Annotated in this window: 17 protein-coding genes and 1 pseudogene; 14 read left to right on the top strand and 4 right to left on the bottom strand. The window is 66.1% G+C overall.

The genetic code is table 11. The annotated features are described in order from the left end of the window. Positions 1 to 141: 141 nt before the first annotated feature. A complete protein-coding gene (locus ACFE7U_RS11055) occupies positions 142 to 381 on the bottom strand; it encodes an integrase (RefSeq protein WP_375409775.1) in 240 nt (79 codons plus the stop codon). Positions 382 to 762: 381 nt separating this feature from the next. Between ACFE7U_RS11055 and ACFE7U_RS11050 the strand changes: the two genes are divergently transcribed. The 4 genes from ACFE7U_RS11050 to ACFE7U_RS11035 all read left to right on the top strand — a co-directional run bounded on the left by ACFE7U_RS11050 (position 763) and on the right by ACFE7U_RS11035 (position 3,722). Beyond that, complete coding sequence (locus tag ACFE7U_RS11050) at positions 763 to 1,467, top strand: L,D-transpeptidase family protein (RefSeq protein ID WP_375409777.1); 705 nt, start codon at positions 763 to 765, stop codon at positions 1,465 to 1,467. 355 nt (positions 1,468 to 1,822) lie between these two features. Continuing rightward, the gene (locus ACFE7U_RS11045; RefSeq protein ID WP_375409774.1) at positions 1,823 to 2,224 is read left to right on the top strand and encodes a hypothetical protein; all 402 of its coding nucleotides are present in this window, start codon (positions 1,823 to 1,825) and stop codon (positions 2,222 to 2,224) included. Between the two features lie 432 nt (positions 2,225 to 2,656). Continuing rightward, positions 2,657 to 2,965 carry a hypothetical protein gene (locus tag ACFE7U_RS11040; protein WP_375409773.1) on the top strand — a complete coding sequence of 103 codons (309 nt, stop codon included), beginning with the start codon at positions 2,657 to 2,659 and terminating at the stop codon, positions 2,963 to 2,965. A gap of 541 nt (positions 2,966 to 3,506) precedes the next feature. Continuing rightward, positions 3,507 to 3,722 carry a hypothetical protein gene (locus tag ACFE7U_RS11035; protein WP_375409772.1) on the top strand — a complete coding sequence of 72 codons (216 nt, stop codon included), beginning with the start codon at positions 3,507 to 3,509 and terminating at the stop codon, positions 3,720 to 3,722. A 525-nt stretch (positions 3,723 to 4,247) separates the two neighbouring features. Here the strand turns inward: ACFE7U_RS11035 and ACFE7U_RS11030 are convergent. Beyond that, positions 4,248 to 4,415: pseudogene (locus ACFE7U_RS11030) on the bottom strand (DnaB-like helicase C-terminal domain-containing protein); the annotation flags it as partial. Between the two features lie 178 nt (positions 4,416 to 4,593). Here ACFE7U_RS11030 and ACFE7U_RS11025 point away from each other — a divergent pair. Both ACFE7U_RS11025 and ACFE7U_RS11020 read left to right on the top strand, forming a co-directional pair. Continuing rightward, positions 4,594 to 5,271 carry a trna delta -isopentenylpyrophosphate transferase gene (locus ACFE7U_RS11025; protein ID WP_375409771.1) on the top strand — a complete coding sequence of 226 codons (678 nt, stop codon included), beginning with the start codon at positions 4,594 to 4,596 and terminating at the stop codon, positions 5,269 to 5,271. Positions 5,272 to 5,292: 21 nt separating this feature from the next. Next, on the top strand, positions 5,293 to 7,503 hold the full coding sequence (locus ACFE7U_RS11020; RefSeq protein ID WP_375409770.1) for an ATP-dependent RecD-like DNA helicase: 2,211 nt from the start codon (positions 5,293 to 5,295) through the stop codon (positions 7,501 to 7,503). A gap of 7 nt (positions 7,504 to 7,510) precedes the next feature. Here the strand turns inward: ACFE7U_RS11020 and ACFE7U_RS11015 are convergent, their stop codons facing one another. Together ACFE7U_RS11015 and ACFE7U_RS11010 are read right to left on the bottom strand one after the other, a co-directional pair. Then, complete coding sequence (locus ACFE7U_RS11015; RefSeq protein ID WP_375409769.1) at positions 7,511 to 7,795, bottom strand: hypothetical protein; 285 nt, start codon at positions 7,793 to 7,795, stop codon at positions 7,511 to 7,513. Positions 7,796 to 8,015: 220 nt separating this feature from the next. Next, entirely contained in the window at positions 8,016 to 8,753 is a 738-nt protein-coding gene (locus ACFE7U_RS11010; protein ID WP_375409768.1) for a hypothetical protein, read from the bottom strand. A 58-nt stretch (positions 8,754 to 8,811) separates the two neighbouring features. Here ACFE7U_RS11010 and ACFE7U_RS11005 point away from each other — a divergent pair, with 58 nt between their 5' ends. From ACFE7U_RS11005 to ACFE7U_RS10970, 8 genes are all read left to right on the top strand, one after another. Then, entirely contained in the window at positions 8,812 to 9,114 is a 303-nt protein-coding gene (locus ACFE7U_RS11005; protein ID WP_375409767.1) for a carbohydrate porin, read from the top strand. A 219-nt stretch (positions 9,115 to 9,333) separates the two neighbouring features. Next, a complete protein-coding gene (locus tag ACFE7U_RS11000) occupies positions 9,334 to 11,613 on the top strand; it encodes a glycosyltransferase (RefSeq protein ID WP_375409766.1) in 2,280 nt (759 codons plus the stop codon). A gap of 120 nt (positions 11,614 to 11,733) precedes the next feature. Beyond that, positions 11,734 to 13,053, top strand: a complete 1,320-nt coding sequence (locus tag ACFE7U_RS10995; protein WP_375409765.1) for an SLC13 family permease — start codon at positions 11,734 to 11,736, stop codon at positions 13,051 to 13,053. Positions 13,054 to 13,213: 160 nt separating this feature from the next. Further along, positions 13,214 to 13,615 carry a succinate dehydrogenase, cytochrome b556 subunit gene (sdhC, locus tag ACFE7U_RS10990; RefSeq protein WP_375409764.1) on the top strand — a complete coding sequence of 134 codons (402 nt, stop codon included), beginning with the start codon at positions 13,214 to 13,216 and terminating at the stop codon, positions 13,613 to 13,615. A gap of 10 nt (positions 13,616 to 13,625) precedes the next feature. Then, positions 13,626 to 14,039, top strand: a complete 414-nt coding sequence (gene sdhD, locus ACFE7U_RS10985) for a succinate dehydrogenase, hydrophobic membrane anchor protein (RefSeq protein ID WP_375409763.1) — start codon at positions 13,626 to 13,628, stop codon at positions 14,037 to 14,039. Positions 14,040 to 14,067: 28 nt separating this feature from the next. Next, positions 14,068 to 15,888: a succinate dehydrogenase flavoprotein subunit gene (gene sdhA, locus ACFE7U_RS10980; protein WP_375409762.1), complete on the top strand. Its 1,821-nt coding sequence runs from the start codon at positions 14,068 to 14,070 to the stop codon at positions 15,886 to 15,888. Positions 15,889 to 15,969: 81 nt separating this feature from the next. Continuing rightward, positions 15,970 to 16,278 carry a virulence factor gene (locus ACFE7U_RS10975; protein WP_375409761.1) on the top strand — a complete coding sequence of 103 codons (309 nt, stop codon included), beginning with the start codon at positions 15,970 to 15,972 and terminating at the stop codon, positions 16,276 to 16,278. A 3-nt stretch (positions 16,279 to 16,281) separates the two neighbouring features. Further along, positions 16,282 to 17,006, top strand: a 725-nt coding sequence (locus ACFE7U_RS10970; RefSeq protein ID WP_375409760.1) for a succinate dehydrogenase iron-sulfur subunit, incomplete at its 3' end; no start/stop codon positions are given.

The following is a 17,006-nucleotide window of genomic DNA, read 5'->3' as shown; positions in this document are numbered from 1 at the left end:
GCTTGCGAAATTTGTATAGACAAGCATAGGGAGCAACCATCGGAACAGCAGATACGCTTACTTCTCCAATCCTATCAGCGCAGAAGGGTTCAGGAAAGACGGCGCAGGGTCTGCATTCCAGCCATCTCGGACAAGTGATGTTTAGTGCGGCGACCCAAGCGGCCGCCCCGATGCGCTGGTGATGTCGGTTTGCTCCGACATCACCAGCGCATCGTTCGCCTCAACGCCGAGGTAGCGCACCGTGCTCTCAAGCTTGAGGCGGCCGAGCAGCAGCTGGCAGGCGCGAAGGTTGCTCGGCCGCCGGTAGATCAGCACGATCTTCGTCCGTCGCAAGCTGCGCGTGTCGTACCCAGCCGGGTCGAGGCCGATCAGCCCACCCAATCATCGACGCGCCGGCCGTACTGACGCGTCGTCAGATATTCGCCCGGACGACTGCGGTTCGGGAATAGCCACTTGCCTGCGCGCGCGCCCCGCAGATCGAGCCAAGTCGCCAGCGTCTCTCGGATCGTCTCAGTCAGGCTGCAGGCCACAAGCAGGATTTGGCGCGCTGTTCTTGAGTGGCCGTCCGCCGCAAGGGCAAGAAGTAGCTGTTTACGGCCAATCTCCGACGTCGAGAGGGTTCGGCCACACTCCCGACGCAAAAGTCGAGCTTGCAAACCGAGCTAAGCGTTGTGAATCTCAGCTTAGCAATATGCTTAAACATTGCAGGCCGGACCGTTCTTCTATCGGGCTGCAGGACATGGGAAGTCCAGACGCATGATCATGGACCGATGGATCGCCGATACCGGCGAGGTGGACCGGAGCGTCCCGCTCGGGCAGCGGGCAGGCCTTCTCAGCCGACGGTCGTTCCTGGCCGGCTCGGCGGCGGGTTTCGGTGCGCTTGGGCTGGCCGGGTGCGCGACATCCGACGGCATGATCCTCGCCGAGGCGGCAAAGCTCTACGGCCCGATGCCGGACGAGAGGTTCCCGATCCCGGCGGCGGATGTCAGCAAGGTCGATCCAAAATATTATCGCCGGACGGTCCGGTACGAATCCAAGGAAGCGCCCGGCACGATCATCGTCGATCCCGCCAACTTCCATGTCTACCGCATCGAGAGCGACGGGGCCGCTACCCGTTACGGTGCCAATGTCGGCCGCGACGGATTTTTGTGGAGTGGCGACGCCTATGTCGGCCGCAAGTCGGAGTGGGCGACCTGGACACCACCCAAGGAGATGATTCGGCGTCAGCCTGAGGCCGCCAAATACGCCCGCGGCATGCCGGGCGGCCTCGACAACCCGCTTGGCGCCCGTACTCTCCATCTCTACCAGAACGGCGCCTATACGCTCTACACGATCTACGCCAGCAGCGATCCCGACACGATCGGCTCGGGCATCACGAGCGGCTGCGTTGGCCTGCTCACCCAGGACATGATCCACCTCTACGCACGAACGCCTGTCAAGACGAAGGTGGTCGTCCTACCTGCGTAGTAAAACCATCGGCTTCACTTTGGACGGAAACCTGTCTTTTACGAGCCTGTACCATCGTAAGCTATTTCCGGCGCGCGCCACGAGCGGACGGTCGTTCGAAAGCGGGAAGCGGGCATCCAGCCTGCCATGTCCGGTAAGCTTACCGGGCGAAGCTGCCGGGTCACTGCATCCACAGGTGATCCCGACCTTGGCTGTTCCGCTACCGCCGGTCGCTTTTTACATTCGTCAGTCGTGTCGAAAACCAAGCCTTCGAAGCCAAAGTCCAGGTCGCCGCGCACCTCGGGACGGGTGGCGGCAAGGCTACCGCCTCGAGGTCAATTTCCAGCAAAGTCCCGGTGGCTTGTTCGGGATGTTGATGCTGACGGAGACGCCGATCGATCCACGGCTTCAGCTCGGCAATGCGACGATCACGTCGATCCGCATGGAGACCGAAGCACCGTTAGACGATGCCAATGCAACGACCTCTGATGACGGGGCGATCTCTGGTCAGGCCAAGAACATCGTTTCGATCCCGGACAGTCTGACCAGCGCGCTTGGCAAGACCGTGGATCAGATCGTTCGCCAATGGCGACGGTACCGGGACGGCGCGGGCGCCCTGGGTTGGAACCGGGCTTTCGACCAAACCAAGGACCCTCTGGTGATCGCGGTCGGACACGGTTCGCCGGCCACGACGCGCGTGAACCTAGCTCAAAGGCCTGGAGGCCCGCCGGCAACCCGGCGCCCCGGTCCTCACCGTTTCGGAGACCAAGGCGCTTAGCCAGTTCGACGCCTGCGTCCGCCTCGCCTGGGCGGCGTCGGCACCTGACAAGTCCCTCACCGAAGACATTCTGAGGCAGGAGGCCGAGCCGGACGGGGCTGGCGCGGCACCGCGCGTCGAGGATGGCCAGGATGTCTTGGGACGTCGGAAGCCCTGATACCGCAGCGCTAAAGCGCTAAAGCGTTGTCATGCTATAAAGCTAAAGCGCTGTAGTTTTATGATGCTGCAGCGAGGATCTGGGCTGGCACTGCGCTGGATCGGACCCCGTCTGCAAGAATGCGGGCCGCGGCACAGTGCCGGACCGAGGCCGAGCAGTACGGACACCTGCACAGGTTCGTGGAGTCTGGGTTTTGTGCGAAATGGTCCGACAGATCAGAAGAGACAAATCACCTTCATCAATCGGCAACCGCTTCAGTCGAGGGTGATCTGGTGATGGCTGGATTCAATCTCTCGCGAACCATCGCGGCGACCTTCGCGCTTGGTGGTGCGATCCTGATGATGACTGAGCCGGCGCCCTCCTGGGAAGGGGTAGCGAAAGGCCTGCTCTGCCTGCTAATGTTTACTGGCTTCTCGCTCGCTGCAGGATGGAAGCCGAGCGCCCACCGGAAGCAAAAGGGCTACAAGCTGGCGCCCAGCGCCCCCGTGGCAGCCGAGGTGCAAGAGCTCCTGCCATCGCATCTGCCGGAACTCGGCACTCATCTGAAGCGCCGCAGATGGCGAGGCAGATACCAGGTCGAGTAGATCGGGACGATCTTCGTTCTCACATCAGCCCGGACCGGCCAAAGTAATCTGCGACACGTCGCTCCGATCGATTGCCTGTCAGGGAGGCGGTCAGCGCGGCAGCGTCGGCATCGAGCCACATCGGGAGCGCTGGATGCGAGACAGGCTAGCGACCGCCGATCCGGCGACAGATGCCTTCAGCCTCGCACCACCGACGGATCGTCTCAGCGCTGCGACTTGCGATGCCGGCGGCCTGCTGCAGGGTCAGGACCTCGCGGCGGTCAAACGGGATGAGGCAACCGGGATGACGCAATGGGGCACCTCAGTCATGGCTGGGCACTTCGCGCTGCCGCTGTTCAGCCCATTCCTGATCCCGCTTGGCCTGCGCTGCGCGCACTTCTGCAGCCCATTGCTCGAACTCGGTGTCGCCCGTTCGTGAAGGTTTTGCGTCACTGGCTGCGACTGACTTCGTTCGCACGGTGGAGTACACCGAGTCGCACCCTGACCGATGCCTCCAATGACGACGCGTGGAGTTGACCTGCTGAACGCACAGGAGGTCTCCATGACGGCACGCAGCTATCCGAGCACCATCCCGACCACGAACGATGTAGTCAACGCCGACTCGATGAAGGCTGGGGTTGAGAGCACGTCGATGGACCCGGCCCACCGCGTGGGCAACACCGTTGACAAGGTCGATCAGGTCAGCAGCATAACCTTGCTCGGCTTTGCCGTCACTGGCGCCGTCCTTGTCATCCTTACCCACCTTGTGCTCGGATGATAGGCAAGCCGTGATCGCTGCCGGGCTCGGTACCTTTAAGTCATAGAAAACCCCGCGACGGTGAAGTCGCGGGGCAAGGGATGCATGATGAAGTGCCCTGGGAAGAGCACTGGTATACTGCATGCCATTCACCGTTGGGCAAGCACAAATGCCGTTCATCGACAGTTTCTGGAGAAATCTGACATGCTGAGAATCCTCGCCCGATGGCTCGTGCTCTCGGTCCCGTTCGGCATTGCCGTCGGGAAGTTCATCAAGGCTGGCAAAGGGCCGACTCTGCCCGACAGGGACCAGCGGTAAGCTTCGACCGGGGGCGCCGACATGGTGAAGACACGGTTCACCAATCCTCGAAATCTGTAGGTAATATGCTCTTAGTACGACCGCCCTTGCTGCAGGCTGAACAAAGCCGCAAGGGAGGCACTCATGATCAACTCCATTCAACTTCGACGAATGATCATCACGCTGTTCGCTTTCGCGATGGCGACGGCACCGCTGTTGACGTCGGTGCGGTAGGAGCCGCTCGTCCGGCCGCTTCTCCACCTTGCGGTTGAGCTCGGACAGACCGATGACGGGGATGCCGAGTTCCTTGGCCATCCCCTTCAAGCCGGAGGAGATCTCCGGCGCCTCCTGCACCCGGTTGCCGGAGGAGCGCTCGGAGCGACGGATCAGGCCAATGCGGTCGATGACGAGGGCGGCGAGCGGCCTGGCTTGACGCCCGGCCGCCCGCGAATGCCGTCAATCCCTGGGCGCGACGTTCTTGTGGATGACGCGCGAAACACCTATATCGACCTAGAACAAACGAGGAACGATGGTGATCGCCGATGCCCTGTCGGGGCGTCCGTCATCATGGGTCCGACCTTCGTACGAGCCGGATATGAGAACAGCCGACAAGCAGATCGCCGACGTCCTCCTGCGCTACGGCGAGCCCTTCGGCGGCAACGTCTGGCGGGTGCAGGGAACGGCCGTCATCTACCACAAGACCCTGGAGCGCATCGCCGCGCATGCTGGCATCGCCTTCGACGCACCGACGCTGGTGCGCTGCGAGCGCGACGAGGCCGTGATCCTGGTGACGGGCCGGCTGACCGGCGCCAAGCCCGGGACCGAGCGGGTCGAGTGGTCGATCGGCGAAGCCCTCGTCAACGTGAACTATCGGGTCTCGGGCAAGCAGGCGGCCTACGTCTACGCCATGGCGGAGAAGCGCGCCAAGGACCGTGTCATCCTCAAGCTCATCGAACTCCACGGCCTCGTCTACTCGGAGGAGGAGGCCGACGAGTTCCGCCAGGGGCATCCGGCCGCGATCCACGCGGTCGAGGACGAGGTCGACGATCCCGACCCCTTCGACGAGGTGACGGAAGCCGAGGGCGACCTGAAGCGGCGCATCGACGAGATGACGAGCATCGACGCGGTGACGGACCTTATGCTCGACACCGAGACGCAACGGACCTTGAGCCAGATGCCGCCCGGCACCCGCGACGAGGTGAGGGACTACGCCAAGGCACGCCTCGTCGCCCTCGGTTGGCCCCCGAAGAAGCCGGGGCGCCGCGCCGCGTGATGATGGAATCCTAGCGACCCCATGAACAGCATGGTCCGTGCCGGCGAGTTCGACGCGCGGAACCCGACCGAGGTCCTGGCCGGCACGGTCGAGCGCGTCACCTTCCACAACGCCGAGACCGGCTTCTGCGTCCTGAAGGTTCATGTCCGCGGCCGGCGCGACCTCGTGCCGGTGGTCGGGCATGCGCCGGCGATCGGGGCGGGCGAATGGATCACCGCCACGGGCCTGTGGTTCACGGACCGCCAGCACGGGCTGCAGTTCAAGGCCGAGACCCTCGCGGTGACGCCGCCGACGGGCGTGGAGGGGATCGAGCGATACCTCGCATCCGGGCACATGCGCGGCATCGGCCCCGCCATGGCCAAGCGCATCGTCGCGGCGTTCGGGGAGACCACGTTCGAGGTCATCGAGGCCGAACCGCGGCGCCTCGTCGAGGTCGGCGGCATCGGTCCCAAGCGTGCCCGGCGCATCGTCGCGGGCTGGGCCGAGCAGAAGGCGGTGCGGGAGATCATGATCTTCCTGCACGCGCAGGGCGTCGGGACGGCCCGGGCGGTGCGGATCTTCAGGACCTACGGGCAGGATGCCATCAGGGTCATGACCGAGGACCCCTACCGGCTCGCGCGCGACATCCGCGGCATCGGCTTCCGGACCGCGGACGCCATCGCGCTCAAGCTCGGACTCGGGAGGGCGGCGCCGCAGCGCCTGCGGGCCGGCGTGACCTTCGCGCTTCAGACTGCCATGGACGAGGGCCATTGCGGGCTCCCCACCGAGCGCCTCGTGGTGCTGGCCCAGAGGCTCCTCGACGTCGAGGCGGACCTGATCCGGCTCGCGCTCGTTCTGGAACTGCGCGGCGAGGACGTGACCGCCGACACGATCGGCGGCGAGACCTGCCTCTTCCTGAAGGGCCTGCACGCCTGCGAGCGCATGATCGCCGAGCGTCTGATCGAGCGTGCCGCCGGTGCCCCACCCTGGCCCGTGATCGATCTCGGCAAGGCGCTCCCCTGGGTCGAGGAGAAGACCGGCAAGACGCTCTCGGCTTCTCAGGCCAAGGCGATCCGGCTCATGCTCGGCGCCAAGCTCAGCGTCATCACCGGGGGGCCGGGAGTCGGCAAGACCAGTACCCTCGACTCGCTGCTGCGTATCCTGACGGCCAAGGGCATGCGGGTGCTCCTGGCCGCCCCGACGGGCCGGGCCGCCAAGCGCATGACCGAGCAGACCGGCCTCGAGGCGAAGACCATTCACCGGCTGCTCGAGATCGACCCGCGGCATGGCGGGTTCTCGCGCAACGAGGAGAACCCCCTCGATTGCGACCTCCTCGTCATCGACGAAGGCTCGATGATCGACGTGCCGCTGATGAACGCGCTGCTGAAGGCCGTGCCCGCCCGCGCCGGCCTCCTCCTCGTCGGCGACGTCGACCAGTTGCCGTCCGTCGGCCCGGGGCAGGTCCTGGCGGATGTGATCGCATCGGGCTGCATTCCGGTGGCCCGGCTGACGGAGGTCTTCCGGCAGGCGGCCGAGAGCCAGATCATCGTCAACGCGCATCGGATCAACCAGGGCCGGATGCCGGAACAGCCCGCCCCCGGCGAGACGGCCGACTTCTACCTGATCGAGGTCGACGATCCCGATCTCGCCGTGGCTCAGCTCGTCGAGGTGGTCGCGAAGCGCATCCCGCAGCGCTTCGGTCTCGATCCCTTGCGCGACGTCCAGGTTCTCACGCCGATGCTGCGCGGCTCGCTGGGCAGCCGCAACCTCAACCACGAGCTTCAGCGCGTCCTCAACCCGAACCCGCCGGTGCAGGTCGAGCGGTTCGGCTGGCGCTTCGCGCCGGGCGACCGCGTGATGGAGACGCAGAACGACTACGACCGCGACGTCTTCAACGGCGATCTCGGCCTGGTGACGGAGATCGACCAGGACGAGGCTGCGGTAATCGTGACCTTCGAGGGGAGGGAAGTGATCTATCCCTTCGGCGAGCTCGACACATTGGTCCCCGCCTTCGCGACCACCATCCACAAGAGCCAGGGGTCGGAGTACCCGGCCGTCGTGATCCCGATCGTCACACAGCATTTCGCCATGCTGGCGCGCAACCTGCTCTACACGGGGGTGACGCGCGGCAAGCGGCTCGTGGTGCTGATCGGGCAGCGCAAGGCCCTCGCGATGGCGGTGCGCGGCGACCAGGGCCGCCGACGATGGACGAAGCTGCGGGAGTGGCTCGAGGCCGAAATGCGCCGGGGATGACGACGCCCTAGGCCGCCAAGCTCTCCGGCCCGCGTTCCTCGGCCTTCGACTGCATGCCGAGGAACGCCCGCACCGCGCCGAGATCCGGGAACGACATGAACTCCGGCCGCAACGGCGCAGGCAGTCCCTCGAAGCTTAGCGTCGGATAGGTTCCAGGATGCGGATAGAGTTGGTAAGCTCCGCCCTCGTGAACCGGAGGAAAGAGAAGTGCTGCCTTAATGTCTCCGAGCCAAATGATGCAGGTCGAGCTGTAGCTCAGGACCTCGATCTCATAAGATGCTGCGTTCGCCATGTCGCCCCGTTCCGATGAGTCCTTGATATGGGGATTCAAGCGGACGAATTCACTGCGACGATGCGACCGGGATGCTTGCCTTACGGAAACGCGAAATCCTTTCCGAGAGCCGAAATCGGCCAGGTCGGTCGTGTCCGGGATGGGCCTGGCGCGCAGGGATCGTCGTATGCGGATCAATCCCGGGCCGGGCAGCGGATGATGGCCGATACGAAGCCTGGGATCAGGGGTCGCATTCGTCCGTCGCGGCAGCCTGCCGGAGCCGCGACCGTTCTCTGGCCTCCTCTCCGCATTTCGCGACATGGACGACCCGGTTGACGACCTGAAGGTTGGGGGAACCCCAATAGCCGAGCAAGACCGGCCAAGGCTCGCCGCGGTGCTCGCGCCAGACGCGATAGAGGGGCACCCTGTGATCGACTTCCGCCGTCTTGAACAGGCGCTTGCCGGACGAGGCGCAGCGGTGGCGCTGGCGTGTCTTCAGGATCTTCACCCCGTCGCTCGGCGCGACCCACAGCTTCCACGCCGCGACGCAGGCCGAATGCCAGCTGGCATTCCGGTTCGGCGTACCGTTGCCCCACAGATCGCTGTGCCAGCCCAGGCGGTAGACCGGCTGGCCGCAGATGCAGCAAAGCCCGCGACCGCGCGCATGCTCCGGCTCGCGATAGGGCGACGGCGGCATCCGGAAGGTCGAGGCGAGACCCGAGCCCTTCTCGACGCCGAGGCGCCAGATCCATCCCTCCGGCTGCCCTGAACGGGCCGCCAGGGCCCGCGCGAGCCGGTCGGCCCGGAGAATGTGCGACCGCCAGTAGCTCTCGACGGCGAGGCGCGGCGTCGGCGGGATCAGCGGCCGCGATAGGGCGTGCTGCAGGACGGGAGCCGGAAAGATCGGCGGCAGGGCGCGCTGGAGTCGGGCCCGAGCCTGCTCATTCCGGGCATCCCGCCACTCGGAGGTCGTCGTCACGGGCTGCTCGGCGTCCTATCGCGGTTGGTCGGAGAGGCGGGTCGCGCAAGCGCGGAACGTGCAAGTGCGGACGGGATCGCGCCCTTCAAGTGGCTCTGGGCGTGAGACGCAAGGTCCCGCCCCGTCGATCTACCGGAACCGATCGATCCCGACGCAGCAGATCATGATGGAGCTGAATTACGGCATCCAGGTAACACCCGCGATCCGCCTAACGCCAAACCTCCAATACATCGTCAACCCGGACCAGACGCGCTTTCCCTACTACCCCAAGAACATTCCCGACGCGTTCGTCGTCGGGGCCAAGCTCTCGGTGGACCTGTTCACGCTTGCCGGCCTCGCGAAGGGGCCGGGCAGCCGGTAGGGCACGCGGATCGTATCCCGCAAACGCAGCCGTGTGATTGGTTCTTCACGGGTGATCGCCGCCTCGACACGGCGGCGCGCCTGGAAAACCGTCGGAGAACGCCTTAAGGCGTTCGGACCTCGACAGCGACGGAGCCACTTTGCAGCTGCCGGGTCCGATCCACACGAGATGGACCATGCTCGCATCCGCCCTCGATCCGGAACGCGTGAGACCACCGTCGTGACGGTCGCGAGCACCTTGGTCCCGGCCCGTCACCTCGAGCCCTTGAGCGGTACCTCGGGCGACGACAGCAGCGGTCGCTGGCGGTCGACGGGACGGGATCCGAGCTTCCTGGTGCTGCCGCCGGCGAGCGAGAAGCGGCACCGCGGCGGCTGGACCTGCATCCGTGCGGATCTCCGGCCGCTTCGCCCCGATGAGCTCGACGATCGACCTGCCATCGATGGCGCCGGCGGCGCCCGGGCAAAGCTCAACCCGGTCCTCTATGTCGATGACGGCAGGGGATTTCGAGAAGAGCTCGCCATCCCCCTCGAGATCAGCGGCAACGGCATCGACAATCTCGTGCGCCTGCCGCGACGGGTGATGGGCCTACGCCTCGATCCCATGAACGCCCCGGGCGCCTTCGCACTCTCGTCGGTTCGGATCACGCATCTGAGCACGCCCGCCGCCCTCGGGACGATCGCGAGGCGGATGATCGACACGCTGCCGCCGGAGCAGCGGCACTGGCGCCGCTACGTGCCTGCGGCCCTGCGTTACGCGACGAGGAACCGACCCGCCAAAGTCTGGCGGACCTTCTTCAGGAGCAGCCGTCCGAAGCCCGCTTCGGGGTCCTACGAGGCCTGGATCGATCTCGTCGAGACGCCGAACCGGCCGGCCATCGCGGAGATGCGAGCCGAGATCGCGCGGTTCCACCGTCGCCCCCTCATCTCGATCGTGATGCCGGTCTACGAGACGCCCGAGGTCTGGCTGGAGGCCGCATTCGCATCGATCCTGGCCCAGGCCTACGAGAATTGGGAACTGTGCCTGTGCGACGACAATTCGTCGGCCCCCCACATTTGGCCAATGCTCGAAGCCTTCGCCGCCCGCGATGCACGGATCAAGCTGCACCGGCGCAGCCAGAACGGACGGATCTCGGCGGCCACGAACGACGCCATGGCCCTGGCGACGGGCGAGTACATGACCCTGATGGATCATGACGACGCCATCCCCGACAACGCCCTCTACGAGTTCGCCCGCGTTCTCGACGAGGACGACAGCGTCGACTTCATCTACTCGGACGAGGACAAGATCTCCATCGACGGCGTGCGTTACGACCCGTTCTTCAAGCCGGACTGGTCGCCTGAGACCCTCGAAGCGTGCATGTATACCGCGCACCTCGCGCTCTACCGCATGGATCTCGCGCGGCAGGTCGGGGACTTCCGCGATGCCTGCAACGGCGCGCAGGACTACGATTTCGCGCTGCGCTACACCGAGCGCGTCCGCAACGTCCGTCACGTGCCGAAGGTGCTCTATCACTGGCGCGCGATTCCCGGCTCCACGGCCCAGAGCATGGATAACAAGGACTACGTCATCGCCGCCGGCATCCGCGCCCTCGAGGATCGGGCCCGGCGCACGGGCGAGCTCGATGTCGTGCGGCCGGCCGGCTTCAAGGGCTGCTTTGCCCTGCGCCGCAAGATCAGGGGCGAGCCCGTCGTCTCGATCGTGATGACGCCGGGGCGCGCCGGCGACGCCGGCGGGCGCAGGGCCGAACTCGCCGCCCGCGTCGAGGGTCTCCGCGCCCGCAGCACCTACCGGGCGATCGAGATCGTCGTCATCGACGACGGCGGCGTGTCGGCGCGTCATCTGGAGGCGCTTCAGCGCAGCGGCGCCCGCATCGTCACGGATCGATGGCCGGGCTCCAACCGCGCAGCCAGGATGAACCTGGGCGCGCAGGAGGCTTCCGGAGACGTATTGGTCTTCCTCGACGACGATGTCGCCGTGGTCACGCCCGACTGGATCGAGGCGATGCTGTCGGTCCTCCAGATCGACGGCGTCGGCGCGGTCGGCGCCAAGCTCCTGTCGGGAAGCGGCCGGATCGAGCATGCGGGTCTCTGCGTGATCGACGGAGTGCCCGACCATATCCGGCGGGGCTATCCCGGCAACGATCCGGGACACTTCTTCAGCACCGCCAGCAACCGCAACTACCTCGCGGTCGCTGGCGCCTGCATGATGGTGCGCCGGGACGAATTCGACCGCCTCGGCGGCTTCGACGGGGAACAGGCCGACGGCTACGCCGATATCGACTTCTGCCTGCGCCTGCGGGAGGGCGGCCGGCGCAGCGTCTATTGCGCACAAGCTTGCCTGCGCCACGGCGAGGGCCGCGAACGGGCGCCCATGGGCGATCCGGACGAACTCGCCCGCTTCCACGAGCGCTGGAGGGAGAGGCTGCCGCGAGACCCCTTCTACGGGGACTGGTTCGAGGTGAGGCCCGCAACCTTCAAACTCGATCCGGGTCGGTTCTGACATCCGGCTCCATCCTTCGCCAAACGCGAAGGATGGAGCCGGGCCTTTCGCATTGCGAACAACTCGAATCTGCGTGCAACTGCCGGCGGCAGGACGGAGCGACCGGCGCAGGATCGTTGCATGCAGGCAGCAGGGCTACTCGGCGGAGAGGGAACGGTCGTCGCGACCGGCCTCCTGCTCGCCCTCTGCATGGCCTTGTGGGCGAGCGGCCTCGTCGCCGAGATCGTCACCGCGCTGTTGTTCTTCGCCGCCGCCATGCTGTTGCGGCTGGCGCCTGCCGCCACGGTCTTCTCGGGCTTCGCCTCCTCGGCTTTCTGGCTGGTCCTGGGCGGGTTGGTGGTCGGCCTCGCCATCACGCGGACGGGCCTCGGCGACCGGCTGGCGCGCGGCCTCTCCGGACGGCTCGGCGGGTCCTATGCCCGCTTCATCGCCGGGCTCGTCGCCGTCTCGTTCCTGTTGTCCTTCGTCATGCCGTCGAACCTCGGGCGGATCGCCCTGCTAATCCCCGTCGTGCTGGTGCTGTGCGATCATTTCGGGCTCGTGGCCGGTCGCCCGGGTCGCACGGGCGCCGCGATGGCGGTGGGGGTGGCGACGCCGATCCTGTCGGCGGCGGTCCTCCCCGCGAACGTGCCCAACCTCGTCATGGCCGGAACGGCGGAAGTCCAGCATGGGCTCCACATCGCCTATCTGCCCTATCTCGTTCTGCACGCGCCGGTCCTGGCATTGGCCAAGGGCGTCCTCCTGGTCCTCGCGACGCTGTGGCTGTTTCCGGACGAGCTGTCCGCGCCCACCGAGGCGCCGGCGCCGCACTTACCCGTCACCGCCGCCGAGCGACGCCTCGGGATCGTCCTGGCACTGACCCTGGCCTTCTGGGTCACCGACAGCCTTCACCACATCGCGCCGGCATGGATCGGATTGGCCGCGGCGGTGATCTGCCTGATGCCGCGGATCGGGGTGCTCGGCCCCGAGGCCTTCGGAGCTGTGAACCTTCGCACCTGCTTCTACGTGGCCGCGCTGCTGGGGCTCGTGGCCACGGTGAACGAGACCGGACTCGGCGCCCGTCTCGGCCACGCGCTGCTCGAACTGGCGCCGCTTCGTCCCGATGCCCCGCTGCAGAATTTCGGCGTCCTGACCGGCCTCGCCGCCCTGCTGGCCGTGGCCGTGACGGCCAACGGCGCCCCGGCCCTGTACACGGCGCTGGCGGGAGAGATGAGCCGGGCGACGGGCCTGGCCCTCGACGACGTCGTGATGATTCAGGTGATCGGCTATTCGAGCCTGTTCCTGCCGTATCAGGCGCCGCCGATCATCGTGACGATGCACCTCGCCGGGGTGTCGCTCCGGGATGCGACGCGACTGACCGCCGCCGTCGGTACCGTCTCCCTCCTCCTCATCGCACCCCTCGATTACCTGTGGTGGCAAGCGCTGGGTCGACTGTCATGAACCCGACCTTGCGAACGGGTCGGCCGCGGTGCCTCCTGCTGCGATGCAATATCTCATCGCCGCAGCGCCACATCGCGGTCTTGCGCGTTGGCACCGGACCGTTACTCCTTGGAAACCCTCTAAGACGCCGCCCGTCTCCGATCGAGGATCAAGAGCCCCGATGCCACCGACCCTGCGCCCCACGACCGCCCAGCCGCTCTCGCCACACCTCCAGATCTATCGCTGGACCTGGACCATGGCGATGTCGGTGTTCCACCGCATCACCGGCACGGCGCTCTATGCCGGCTCGGCCCTCGTGGCGATCTGGCTGGTCGCCCTGGCCTCCGGCCCAGCGGGGTATGAGTGGGTCGCGTGGTTCTTCGGCTCGGTCGTCGGGCTCGCGGTGCTGTTCGTCTACACCTGGATCCTGATGCACCACATGCTGGGGGGGCTGCGCCACTTCGTCTGGGATTTCGGCCACGGCCTCGACCGCGATCTGCGGTTGTGGCTGTCGCGCGGGACGCTGATCGGCTCGACGATCCTGACCGTCCTGATCTGGGCGCTCGCCCTCACCCTGCGCTGAGGAGGCCGCCATGGCCGACAACCGTCAGAATACGAACGTCACCATGCGCACCCCGCGCTCGCGGGTGAAGGGGCTCGGCGCCTCCGGCCACGGCGCCAGCCACTGGTGGATGCAGCGCCTCACCGCGGCGGCGAACGCGCCCTTGATGCTCGCCTTCGTCGTCGTCATCGCCCTGATGGCCGGCCGCTCCTATCCGGAGGCGATCGCCCTGATGTCGCACCCAGCCGTTGCGCTCGTCCTGATCCTCGCCGTGATCTCGGTCACGCTCCACATGAGGATCGGAATGCAGGTGATCATCGAGGATTACGTCCACGACCAGGGGCTCAAGCTCGCTGCCCTGTTCGCCAACAACTTCTACGCGGTCGTCGTCGCCGTCGCCTGTCTCTACGCCATCATGCGCGTCAGCCTCGCTCGACTGGCCTGACCGAAACCGAACCCGGAGGATCTCGCTCATGGCCACCAACGGAACCAACGGCAACGGCGCACCCGCCTACACCATCCACGACCATACCTTCGACGTGGTGATCGTGGGCGCGGGCGGTGCGGGCCTGCGCGCGACGGTGGGGTGCTCCCAGGCCGGCCTGCGCACCGCCTGCATCACCAAGGTGTTCCCGACGCGCTCGCACACCGTGGCGGCGCAGGGCGGCATCTCGGCGTCGCTGGGCAACATGGGTCCCGACGACTGGCGCTGGCACATGTACGACACCGTGAAGGGCTCGGACTGGCTCGGCGACCAGGACGCGATCGAGTACCTCGTGCGCAACGCTCCGGCGGCCGTGTACGAACTCGAGCATTGGGGCGTGCCGTTCTCGCGCACCGAAGAGGGAAAGATCTACCAGCGGCCGTTCGGCGGCATGACCACCGATTACGGCAAGGGCACCGCGCAGCGCACCTGCGCCGCCGCCGACCGCACCGGCCACGCCATGCTCCACACGCTCTACGGACAGGCGGTGAAGAACAACACCAACTTCTTCATCGAGTACTTCGCCCTCGACCTCATCATGGACGAGGACGGCCGTTGCCTCGGCGTCATCGCCATCGATCAGGCGTCGGGCGAGATCCACCGCTTCCGCGCCCAGCAGACGATCCTCGCCACCGGCGGCTACGGCCGCTCGTACTTCTCGGCGACGTCGGCCCATACCTGCACCGGCGACGGCAACGCCATGGTTCTGCGCGCCGGCCTGCCGCTGCAGGACATGGAGTTCGTGCAGTTCCACCCCACCGGCATCTACGGTGCCGGCTGCCTCATCACCGAGGGCGCGCGCGGTGAGGGCGGCTACCTCACCAATTCCGAGGGCGAGCGCTTCATGGAGCGCTATGCGCCTTCCGCGAAGGATCTCGCCTCGCGCGACGTCGTCTCGCGCTCGATGACCATGGAGATCCGGGCCGGGCGCGGCGTCGGCAAGACCTCCGACCACATCTACCTGCACCTCGACCACCTCGACCCGGCGATCCTGCACCAGCGCCTGCCGGGCATCTCCGAGTCCGCCAAGATCTTCGCGGGCGTCGACGTCACCAAGGAGCCGATCCCGGTCCTGCCGACCGTGCACTACAACATGGGCGGCATCCCCACGAACTATCACGGCGAGGTGCTGACCCTGAAGAACGGCAACCCCGATACCGTGGTGCCGGGACTGATGGCGCTGGGGGAGGCGGCCTGCGTCTCCGTCCACGGTGCGAACCGGCTGGGCTCGAACTCGCTCATCGACCTCGTGGTGTTCGGTCGCGCCGCCGGCCTGCGCTGCGCCGAGATCGTCGAGCCGGGTCGCCGCCAGATGGATCTGCCCAAGGACTCCGCCGACAAGGCGCTCTCGCGCCTCGACCGCTTCCGCTACGCCGACGGCGGCACGCCCACGGCCGAGTTGCGCGCCGAGATGCAGAAGACGATGCAGAACAACTGCGCGGTGTTCCGCACCGGCGAGGTGCTCGAGGAGGGCAAGGCCCTCATCCACAAAGTCGCCGCCGGCACCAAGGACATCCGGATCGAGGACCGCTCGCTCATCTGGAACACCGATCTGCTCGAGACCCTGGAATTCGACAATCTGATCGGCCAGGCGGTGGTGACGATGGAATCGGCCGCCAACCGCAAGGAGAGCCGCGGGGCGCATGCCCGCGAGGATTTCCCGGATCGCGACGACAAGGAATGGATGAAGCACACGCTGGCGTGGATGGACGATCAGTCCAAGAAGACCAGCATCGATTACCGGCCGGTGCACACCTACACGATGTCCAACGAGATCCAGTATATCGAGCCGAAGGCGCGAGTGTATTGATATATCCAGCGTGAGAGAGCCACCGCGATGGAGCGATCATCCTCTCTACCGGGCCATGACCGTCGACGAGGGAATGGACGCGTGTACGCCGTCGCATCCGATACCGAGATCCTCGAAAAGCCGTATCCAAACACATCCTGGCGCAATGCCTGCACGGATGTCAGGAAGTATCTTGAGGATATTGGTTCCGAGTGCCGGCAGGATTCGGTCTATTTCGGTGACGAAGATCTGACTTCGGTTGAAAGCATTGTCATCTTTCAAGACATGGCGGACGAATTCAATTGGTTCACGCCGTCCCTCAAGGACATTCGCATGCTCCGCATCGAGGAGAACAACGACCTTATGGTCGCCCTCGACCGCAAGAGCCGCAAGAAGAAGCAGGCACGTTGAATCATGGCCCAATTCACCCTCCCGAAGAACTCTCAGCTCACCGAGGGCAAGACCTGGCCTCGCCCGCCGGGAGCCAACAACCTCCAAGAATTCCGCGTCTACCGCTGGAACCCGGATGACGGCGCCAACCCGCGGGTCGACGTCTATCAGGTCGACCGCGACGATTGCGGGCCGATGGTTCTCGACGCGCTCCTGTGGATCAAGTCCAAGATCGATTCGACCCTCGTCTTCCGCCGCTCGTGCCGCGAGGGCATCTGCGGCTCCTGCGCCATGAACATCGAGGGCCAGAACGCGCTGGCCTGCACCATGGGCATCGACGAGTGCCAGGAGCACGCCAAGGGCAAGAAGACCGGCGCGGTGCGGATCTACCCGCTGCCGCACATGCCGGTGCTCAAGGACCTCGTGCCGGACCTGACGAACTTCTTCGCCCAGCACGCGTCGATCGAGCCCTGGCTGCAGACGGAGACGCCGTCGCCGGAAGGCGAATGGAAGCAGACGCCGGAGGATCGTGCCCGCCTCGACGGGCTCTACGAGTGCATCCTGTGCGCCTGCTGCACGACCTCCTGCCCGAGCTACTGGTGGAACGGCGACCGCTTCCTCGGCCCGGCGGCCCTGTTGCAGGCTTATCGCTGGCTCATCGACAGCCGCGACGAGAACACCGGCGAGCGCCTCGACGCCCTGCACGACCCCTTCAGGCTGTATCGCTGCCATACCATCATGAACTGCGC

It is taken from the genome of uncultured Methylobacterium sp. (genome assembly GCF_964251405.1).
Classification (GTDB): domain Bacteria; phylum Pseudomonadota; class Alphaproteobacteria; order Rhizobiales; family Beijerinckiaceae; genus Methylobacterium.
Note: the sequence above shows the minus strand (reverse complement) of the source record. Positions and strands in the feature narration are given on the sequence as shown.

What these genes read in the sequence shown, in the direction of transcription:
- ACFE7U_RS11050 (WP_375409777.1), top strand. Translation starts at nt 763, where the DNA reads ATGGACCGATGGATCGCCGATACCGGCGAGGTGGACCGGAGCGTCCCG.
- ACFE7U_RS11045 (WP_375409774.1), top strand. Translation starts at nt 1,823, where the DNA reads ATGCTGACGGAGACGCCGATCGATCCACGGCTTCAGCTCGGCAATGCG.
- ACFE7U_RS11040 (WP_375409773.1), top strand. Translation starts at nt 2,657, where the DNA reads ATGGCTGGATTCAATCTCTCGCGAACCATCGCGGCGACCTTCGCGCTT.
- ACFE7U_RS11035 (WP_375409772.1), top strand. Translation starts at nt 3,507, where the DNA reads ATGACGGCACGCAGCTATCCGAGCACCATCCCGACCACGAACGATGTA.
- ACFE7U_RS11025 (WP_375409771.1), top strand. Translation starts at nt 4,594, where the DNA reads ATGAGAACAGCCGACAAGCAGATCGCCGACGTCCTCCTGCGCTACGGC.
- ACFE7U_RS11020 (WP_375409770.1), top strand. Translation starts at nt 5,293, where the DNA reads ATGAACAGCATGGTCCGTGCCGGCGAGTTCGACGCGCGGAACCCGACC.
- ACFE7U_RS11015 (WP_375409769.1), bottom strand. Translation starts at nt 7,795, where the DNA reads ATGGCGAACGCAGCATCTTATGAGATCGAGGTCCTGAGCTACAGCTCG.
- ACFE7U_RS10995 (WP_375409765.1), top strand. Translation starts at nt 11,734, where the DNA reads ATGCAGGCAGCAGGGCTACTCGGCGGAGAGGGAACGGTCGTCGCGACC.
- sdhC (WP_375409764.1), top strand. Translation starts at nt 13,214, where the DNA reads ATGCCACCGACCCTGCGCCCCACGACCGCCCAGCCGCTCTCGCCACAC.
- sdhD (WP_375409763.1), top strand. Translation starts at nt 13,626, where the DNA reads ATGGCCGACAACCGTCAGAATACGAACGTCACCATGCGCACCCCGCGC.
- sdhA (WP_375409762.1), top strand. Translation starts at nt 14,068, where the DNA reads ATGGCCACCAACGGAACCAACGGCAACGGCGCACCCGCCTACACCATC.